7 protein-coding genes and 1 riboswitch are annotated in these 7607 nt (G+C 72.8%); of the genes, 4 read left to right on the forward strand and 3 right to left on the reverse strand.

The genetic code is table 11. The features are described from left to right. Positions 1 to 204: 204 nt before the first annotated feature. Positions 205 to 831 (forward strand): YitT family protein, encoded by a 627-nt coding sequence (locus tag HGA02_RS06400; RefSeq protein WP_168678327.1) that lies wholly within the window; start codon positions 205 to 207, stop codon positions 829 to 831. A gap of 42 nt (positions 832 to 873) precedes the next feature. Here HGA02_RS06400 and HGA02_RS06405 read toward each other — a convergent pair whose 3' ends face one another. Beyond that, entirely contained in the window at positions 874 to 1062 is a 189-nt protein-coding gene (locus HGA02_RS06405) for a hypothetical protein (protein WP_124344280.1), read from the reverse strand. Positions 1063 to 1248: 186 nt separating this feature from the next. On the opposite strand from HGA02_RS06405, the gene HGA02_RS06410 reads away from it, so the two are divergent. Continuing rightward, a complete protein-coding gene (locus tag HGA02_RS06410; protein ID WP_168678329.1) occupies positions 1249 to 1623 on the forward strand; it encodes a VOC family protein in 375 nt (124 codons plus the stop codon). Between the two features lie 99 nt (positions 1624 to 1722). On the opposite strand, the gene HGA02_RS06415 is transcribed toward HGA02_RS06410, so the two are convergent. Beyond that, positions 1723 to 3201, reverse strand: coding sequence for a glycoside hydrolase family 26 protein (locus HGA02_RS06415; protein ID WP_168678330.1), 1479 nt, complete (start codon positions 3199 to 3201; stop codon positions 1723 to 1725). Then, a complete protein-coding gene (locus tag HGA02_RS06420) occupies positions 3191 to 4756 on the reverse strand; it encodes a glycosyltransferase (protein ID WP_168678331.1) in 1566 nt (521 codons plus the stop codon). Before HGA02_RS06420 ends, HGA02_RS06415 begins: the two co-directional genes overlap by 11 nt. A 356-nt stretch (positions 4757 to 5112) precedes the next feature. Further along, positions 5113 to 5187: riboswitch (cyclic di-GMP riboswitch) on the forward strand. Between the two features lie 140 nt (positions 5188 to 5327). Here HGA02_RS06420 and HGA02_RS06425 point away from each other — a divergent pair. After that, positions 5328 to 7145, forward strand: coding sequence for a glycosyl hydrolase (locus HGA02_RS06425; RefSeq protein ID WP_168678332.1), 1818 nt, complete (start codon positions 5328 to 5330; stop codon positions 7143 to 7145). Between the two features lie 28 nt (positions 7146 to 7173). Further along, a partial coding sequence (locus HGA02_RS06430) for a nucleoside deaminase (protein WP_168678333.1) occupies positions 7174 to 7607 on the forward strand: 434 nt, incomplete at its 3' end.

Consider the following 7607-nt stretch of genomic DNA (forward strand, 5'->3'; position numbering starts at 1 on the left):
CGGCACCGGCGCCGTCGTCCGGCCGCGTCCGACGCGGGCGGCGGGCGGCGTACGGCGGGCGGTGGGAGGTGGCGCGGTGGACCGCACTTTCGTCCCGTGCACGGCTGCGTCGTCGTCGGTCACAATGTGCTGCGCGCGCAGCATCGAGCCGCGCACGCCCCGGGCAGCGTCGCCCGCCACGACGACGCGACCGAGGACGACACCATGGCCACCACCGACACCCCGACGCTGCCCGCGGCGATCCCGCACGGGCGCGCGGAGGACCTGCTGGGCCTGCTCACGGGCGTCGTCCTGGTCGCGGTCGGCATGTCGCTGCTGCGGACCGGGGGGCTCGTCACGGGCGGGATCGCGGGTGCGGCGCTGCTGCTCACCCACGTCGTCGACGTCCCGCTCGGCGTGCTGTTCTTCGCGCTCAACGTGCCGTTCTTCGCGCTCGCGGCGCACCGCTCGGGCTGGCCGTTCACCCTGCGCAGCGCCGCGACCGTCGGGCTGGTCTCGCTCGGCACCGCGGTCACGGCCGCGCACCTCGACGTCGCGTCCGTCGACCCGTGGTTCGCCGCCGTCGTCGGCAACCTGCTGTGCGGGACGGGCCTCCTCGTGGTGTTCCGGCACCGGGCGAGCGTCGGCGGGTTCTCGATCGTCGCCGTCCTGCTGCAGGAGCGGTCCGGGATCCGCGCGGGGCACGTGCTCATGGCGCTCGACACGCTCGTCGTCCTGGCGGCGTTCACCGTCGCACCGCCGCTCGACGTCCTCGTGTCCGCCGCGGGCGCGGTGCTGCTGAGCCTCGTCGTGACGTTCAACCACCGGCCGGGCCGCTACACGGGCTTCTGACCGGTCCACCCCGGCCGGCAGCGCGACGTCGCGGCGCGAGCGTCAGCCGCCGTAGAACGACTTGAGCAGCTCGTACGCGACGATCGCGGGCCACACGAGCGCCTTCGGGATCGCCAGGACGAAGTCCCAGAACCCCACCCCGGCCGAGAAGTAGTACACCGCCGCCCCGATGATCCCGAGGCCGTAGACGGCCCCGCCGCCCGCACCGCCCGCGTCCGAGCCCTTCGCCATGTCCCGCTCCCGTCGCTCGCGCCGTCGTCCCCTCGACCGGCACCCTCCCGCCGGGGCGACGGCGGCGGCATCACCCGCGACGGGCGGTTCGGTCCTCCCGGCGAGGGGGTGCCGTGTGGGTGGTCCGCGGGACGATGGGACGGACGCCGCCGGGGACGTCCGGCGGGCCGACCGAGGGGGTCTCCCGTGGAGTTCAGGCTCGAGCTCGTGATCGTCCCCGTGAGCGACGTGGACCGTGCCGTCGCGTTCTACTCCGAGAAGGTGGGGTTCGTCGTCGACCACGACCAGCGCGTGAGCGACGACGTGCGCTTCGTCCAGCTCACGCCGCCCGGCTCCGCGTGCTCGATCGCGGTCGGGCTCGGCCTGACCGACGCCGCGCCGGGTTCGGTGAAGGGGTTGCAGGTCGTCGTCGACGACGCCGACGCGGCCCGCGCGTTCCTCGTCGAGCACGGCGTCGACGCACCCGAGGTGCAGGACTTCCCGTGGGGCCGGTTCACGGGCTTCCGCGACCCCGACGGCAACGAGTGGTCGGTCCAGCAGCTCCCGGCCTGGCGCGGCTGACGCGCGGACCCGCACGCGTCGCGGCGCGGTCGACGTCCGACCGGTGACGGACGACGACCCCCGACCCCGGCGGCGGACCGGGGTCGGGGGTCGCGTCGGTCACGGTCGCGGCAGCCCGATGCCGGAGCGCGCGAACCCGTCGGCGGCGGCCCGCAGCGACTGCGGCGACGAGTCGAGCCGCCAGTCGTTCGTCGAGCGTCCGCTGCCCTCGCCCGACGTGACGGCGAGGCTGAACCAGCCGATGCCGATGATGTCGCTGTTCTCCGGCCGGGCCAGCCCGTCGAACAGGCTGCTGATCCACTGCGCCTTCTTGCCGCCGCGCTCGGTCGCCCCGATCTCCGCGAGGAAGATCGGCTTGCCGGGTGCGGCCTCGCGCAGCATCGGCAGCGTCATGGAGTACGTGTCGTCGAAGGTCGGCACGGGGTCGCCCGGGCGGTAGTAGCCGGACATGCCGACCCAGTCGACGTACTCGGGGCCGGGGTAGAACTGCCGCGGGTGCGGCTGGCTGGGGATCTTGTTGACGCGGTTGGGCGCCCACAGCCACACGACGAGGTCGTTCGCGCCCTCGGCCTCGAAGATGTCGTGCACGTGCCGCCACATCTCGACGTACTGGCCGGGCTTGTTGCCGTTGACGGACCCGCCGTCCCAGCCGCGGATCTCCGACCACGGGTACCAGGAGCCGTTCATCTCGTGGTCGAACCGGATGACGAGCGGCAGCCCGGTGGCGGTGATGTCGCGCGCGTACTGGTGCAGGTAGTCGTCGAACGCGCCCCCGATGATGCGGCTGAGCGAGAACTCGGGCACGTCGCTCGTGATCGAGCCGATCTGGCTCTGGCTCTCCCACGTGAGCAGGGGGATCTGCCCGCGGCTCCACGCGGCCTGCACGGCGTCGGGGCGGAACGGGGTGTCCCACGACTGGAAGTACCCGCTGACGTTCGCGTTGCGGTTGACGGCGGCCTCGACGCCGTTGAACTCGGCGTAGTCGAACGGGCTCTGCGTCGTGTAGAGGCCGAACAGCTGGCTCGCGGCGAGGATCTGCGACTTCGTCATCGACGCGGTCACGGGCGGTGGCACGTAGCCCTTGGGGTTCTCGACCTTCCAGGACAGCTCCTGCACCTGGCGGCGCAGGTCCGCGATCTTCGCGGTCGTGTCGACGGCGGCGGCGTTGTGCCGCTCGCGCGTCGCCTTGAGCTCGCCGTTCACGACGTTGGCGGTGTCCGCCTGCGCGGCGGCCTCGGCCTCGGCGCGACCGAGGGCCTGCTGGGTCGCGACGAGCTCGGCCTGCAGCGCGTCGAGCTGCGCCTTGAGGTCGTCGGCGCGGGCCTTCTGGACGGTGTCGAGCACGGGCGGCCGGCCACCGGTGAGCTTCTCCTCGGCGGCGGTGAGCTGGGTCTTGAGGTCGTCGGCGCGGGCGCGCTCGGTCTGCAGCGCGACCTCGGCCGCGGAGGGCCCTTCCCAGAAGCGCTGGCCCTGCGGCGTGGACCACGCGAGGCCCGTGACCAGCAGGAGCGCGACGACGAGGGCCGCACCGCTGATGCGCTGACGTCGGCTGAGGCGGAACAGGCGGTCAGAGAACATACGCGAGGGCCTCCACGCTGAGCAGGGCGCCGCCGAGGAGGTAGGGCACGGCGGCCTTCGGGTTGAGCCGGCGCCGGCGCGCGGGGGGCGCCGGCTGCGTCCGGACGTACGTGAGCGTCTCCGTCCGGCGTGCGGCACGGGTGTCGGGCGCGGTGCGGGTCGCCGCGTGGGGCCCGTGACCGGCACCGGCGACCGGGACCCCGGACGGCGGGGTGTCGCCGACCGACGGCAGGGCGGTGTCGATCGCGGGAGGGGCGGCGTCCGTGCGCAGCGCGTCCTCGGCGACGTCGAGCACCCCGTCGGACGTGTCCGCGGAGTAGGCGTGCGCGCGGGTGCCCCACGACGCGACATGCGCCATGCGGAAGAACCCGAGCAGCCGGATCGGCATGAGGAAGAACGTCGAGAACACGATGTACGCGGGCAGCAGGAGCAGGTCGCGCGGGACCTCGCGCAGGTGGCGCATCTGCCGCAGCGCCATCGAGAGCCAGCTCGCGGCGACGACGAGCCCGACGAGCAGGAGCACGCCCTGCCACCCGGGCCGCAGCTCGAGCAGCGGCTTGTAGAAGTTGTAGCCGGACTGCGTCAGCGTCCGGTACAGCCCACCCGCCCACGTCCCGAGCAGCAGGAACGGCAGCAGGATGTCCATGACGAAGAAGAACCCGAGCACGGGTGCGTGCCCGGTCATCCAGGGCAGCATCCGCAGGGTGTTGTACTGGCTGCCGCGCGCCCAGCGCAGCTGCTGCTTCGCCATCTTGCGCAGCCTGAGGGGCGCGTCGGTGTAGACGAGGCTCGTGTGCTGGTAGACGGTCCGGTACCCCTGCTTGAGCGTGAGGTTCGTGAGCGTCCGGTCGTCGGAGACCTCGAGGAAGATGCCGAGGAACTCCTCGCCGAGGAACTGGGGCATCGCCCGCACGAGGACGTCGCGGCGGAACGCGATGGTGCGGCCGGGCAGGCACCCGACCTGGCCGAGCGCGGACTGCGCGGGCATGGCGTACAGCGCGCGGCTGTTCTCGAGCCAGTCGGCCCAGCGGGTGATGAACTTCCGCCGCGGGTCGAGGATCCGCTGCCGGGTGGTGACGCCGCCGACCTTGGGGTCGTTGAACGGCTTCACGAGCTCGGTCAGCGTGTGCGGCGTCCAGATGGTGTCGCTGTCGACGAGCGCGATGATCTCGCCCGTCGACACCTCGACGCCGATCGCGACGGCATTTCTCTTCCCCGCGACGGGCGTCCAGATCCGGCGGACCTGGGGAAAGTCGTCGCACACGGATTCCAGCGCGGTGTTGCGCGGTCCGTTGATGACGACGACCACCTCGTGGGGCTGCTGCTCGGTGATGCGGCGCAGCACGTCGTGGAACAGGTCGAGGGGCTCGTCGACGACCGGGATGACGACGGACGTGGTCGCGTGGCACGGCTCCGTCCACGTGCGGTAGCGCGCGGAGAGGACGACCTTGACGAGCCAGATGAGCCAGACGAGAGCGGTGAACAAGGCGAAGAGGTAGATCTCGAACGGGGCGTCCGAGAGCAGGTCACGGACCTGCAGCAGGAAGATGAGCACGCGGGAGCTCCTCGTGTCGAGGCGTCGGGCTGCAGCAACGCGGCGGGTGTGTCGGGGTCGCGCAGGGTCGGCGGCGAGGACGTCACGGGGGAAGGGCGGCTCGACATCGAGCGGTGAGGCGGCGCGGCACGCGCTCGCGGTCCCCCCGGTCCCCGAGCAGTCGTGCGGCGCCGGATCCCGTTTTCGGGAGCGGCCAGGTCCGGCGTACCGGACAAGTGCTCACAGTTTCCACGAGTCTCCCGTGAAGGGAAATACCCGTCCACAAGTTGGTCACTACAGATATGACTGTCTAGACAATCGTCTAGGACCTTCGTCCTATATACACGTCCAGGTGTGTGCTCGTACGCTTGTTCGGTCAGCGAGAACGGCAAACCTGTCGCGAGGCAGGGACGCAAAGCCATGGGGCCCTCGAGGTCCGCCAGGCTGCCGAACGACCCAGGGGGCTCTCCACTTGCGCACGTCCACGCCCGTTCCGGGCGCCATCAGCCATGCCCAGATCCACCCGAACCGCCGTCTCCGGGGCACCCGTGCGCCTCGGCCCGGCACGACCCGCCGCAGTGCTGCCGTCCTGGTGACGGCCCTCGTCGCCGGCCTCCTCGGCACCGGCGTCGCCGCACCCGCCACCGCCGCCGAGCCCGCGCCCGGCACCGCCGCCGCGGCCCTCACCCCGCAGGACGGCCTGCTCTTCGGCGCGTTCGTCGCCAAGGGCGCCACCACGCAGGAGGAGGCCGTCGCGACGTTCGAGGACACCGTCGGCCGCAAGCTCGACACCCAGCGCCTCTACCGGCAGTGGGACGAGGACCTGCGCGCCGGCGGCGTCGCCTCGGCCGTCGAGCGCGGCCGCACGCCCGTCCTGTCCGTCGCGACCAAGCGCGTCGACGGGACCAAGGTGAGCTGGGCGTCCATCGCCCGCGGTGACCAGGACGCCACCATCGCCGCGCAGGCCGCGACCGTCGCGGGCCTCGGTGTCCCGCTCTACCTGACCTTCCAGCACGAGCCCGACTACGCGACGGGCTACGGCACGGCCGCCGAGTACCGCGCCGCGTGGCGGCACTACGTGCAGGTGTTCCGCGACAAGGGCGTGAGCAACGTCGTCTGGACGTGGACCGTCACGCCCACGCCGTTCGCCGCGAACGCGACGACGACCGCCGACGCGCTCTACCCGGGCGACGACGTCGTCGACTTCGTCGGGCTCGACGTCTACAACTGGAACGGCTGCAACCCCGGCGGACCCACCAGCTGGCAGAGCGTCGCGACGCAGTCCACGGCGGCCCGGGCCTTCGCGCAGAAGCACGGCAAGCCGATGATGGTCGCCGAGTGGGGCTCGGTCGAGGACCCGACGAACGCGCAGCGCAAGGCCACCTGGCTGCGCGACTCCATGACCACGTGGACCAGCTGGCCCGAGGTCAAGGCGGTCCTCTACTTCCACCAGCAGGGCAGCTGCCCGTGGTGGGCGGACTCCTCGCCGACGACGCTCACCGCGTTCCGGTCGATCGCGGCCGACCCCGCCGCCCGCACCCGCACCACCGCGTGGCTGCGCGTCTCCGCGACGCACGGTGCCGCACCCCTGGCCGTCACGGTCGACGGGTCCCGCTCGTGGGCCGCCGGCTCGTCGCCCGGGGCGGGGATCGCGTCGTGGACCCTCGACCTCGGCGACGGCTCCGCACCCCTCGCCGGCACCGGCACGCCGCCCGCCACGGTGAGCCGGACGTACGGCGCTGGCACCTACGCGGTCCGGCTCACCGTGACCGACACCGCCGGCCGCACCGCGACCGACCGCGTGTCCGTCGAGGCCGCACCCGTGCCGACGGTCACCGTGTCGGCCAAGGACGTCACGACGACGTCGGCGACGTCGCAGGCGCTCGTCGACCTGCACGGCTTCGCGGGCACGGTGCGGTCGGAGTGGGGCACGACGACCGCCTACGGGACGACCGGTCCGGTCACGTCCGTCCCGGCGGTGTCGTACGCGAAGGCGGTCAACCAGCCGCTCGGCACGCTCCAGCCGAACACGACGTACTACGTGCGCACCACGACGACCACGCCCGCGGGCACGACCGTCACCACGAGCAGCTTCGAGACGGCCGGGAAGCCCACGTCGTCGAAGCAGTGGACGTCCGGCACGACCGCGACGTCGACCACGTTCGTCGCGCAGGTGCACCCGCACCGGCTCGCGACCACGGCGTGGATCGAGTGGGGCACGACCACGGCCCTCGGCCAGACGTCCCCCGTGACGTCGGTCGCCGCGCTCACCTACGAGAAGTCGGTGTCGAGCGGGCTCGTCGGCGGGCTCGCGCCGAGCACGACGTACTACTACCGGGTCGTCGCGCAGAACTCCGCGGGCACCCTCGTCGGGCCGATCGCGAGCGTGAAGACGCCGCGCCTGTCCTGACGCCGGGCCGCGGCCTAGGGTCGGCAGCATGGCCGTGACGGACGCCGACCTGGTCCACCTGCGACGGTGCGTCGCGCTCGCGCGCGAGGCGCTCGACGACGGCGACGAGCCGTTCGGCTCGGTGCTGGTCGACGCCACCGGGACCGTGCTGATGGAGGACCGCAACCGCGTCAAGGACGGCGACCAGACCCGCCACCCCGAGCTCGAGATCGCCCGCTGGGCCGCCGCGCACCTCCCGCCGGAGGAGCGCGGCGGCTGCACGGTCTACACGTCGGGCGAGCACTGCCCCATGTGCGCCGCCGCGCACGGGTGGGCCGGTCTCGGGCGGATCGTCTACGTCGCGTCGAGCGGGCAGCTGGTCGCGTGGCGGCGGGCGTGGGGTCTGCCGGCCGGGCCGGTCGCCGCGCTGCCCGTGAAGTCGGTCGTCCCGGGCGCGGTCGTCGACGGGCCCGCCGAGGCCCT

Source organism: Cellulomonas septica, from assembly GCF_012396155.1.
GTDB classification, from domain to species: domain Bacteria; phylum Actinomycetota; class Actinomycetes; order Actinomycetales; family Cellulomonadaceae; genus Cellulomonas; species Cellulomonas septica.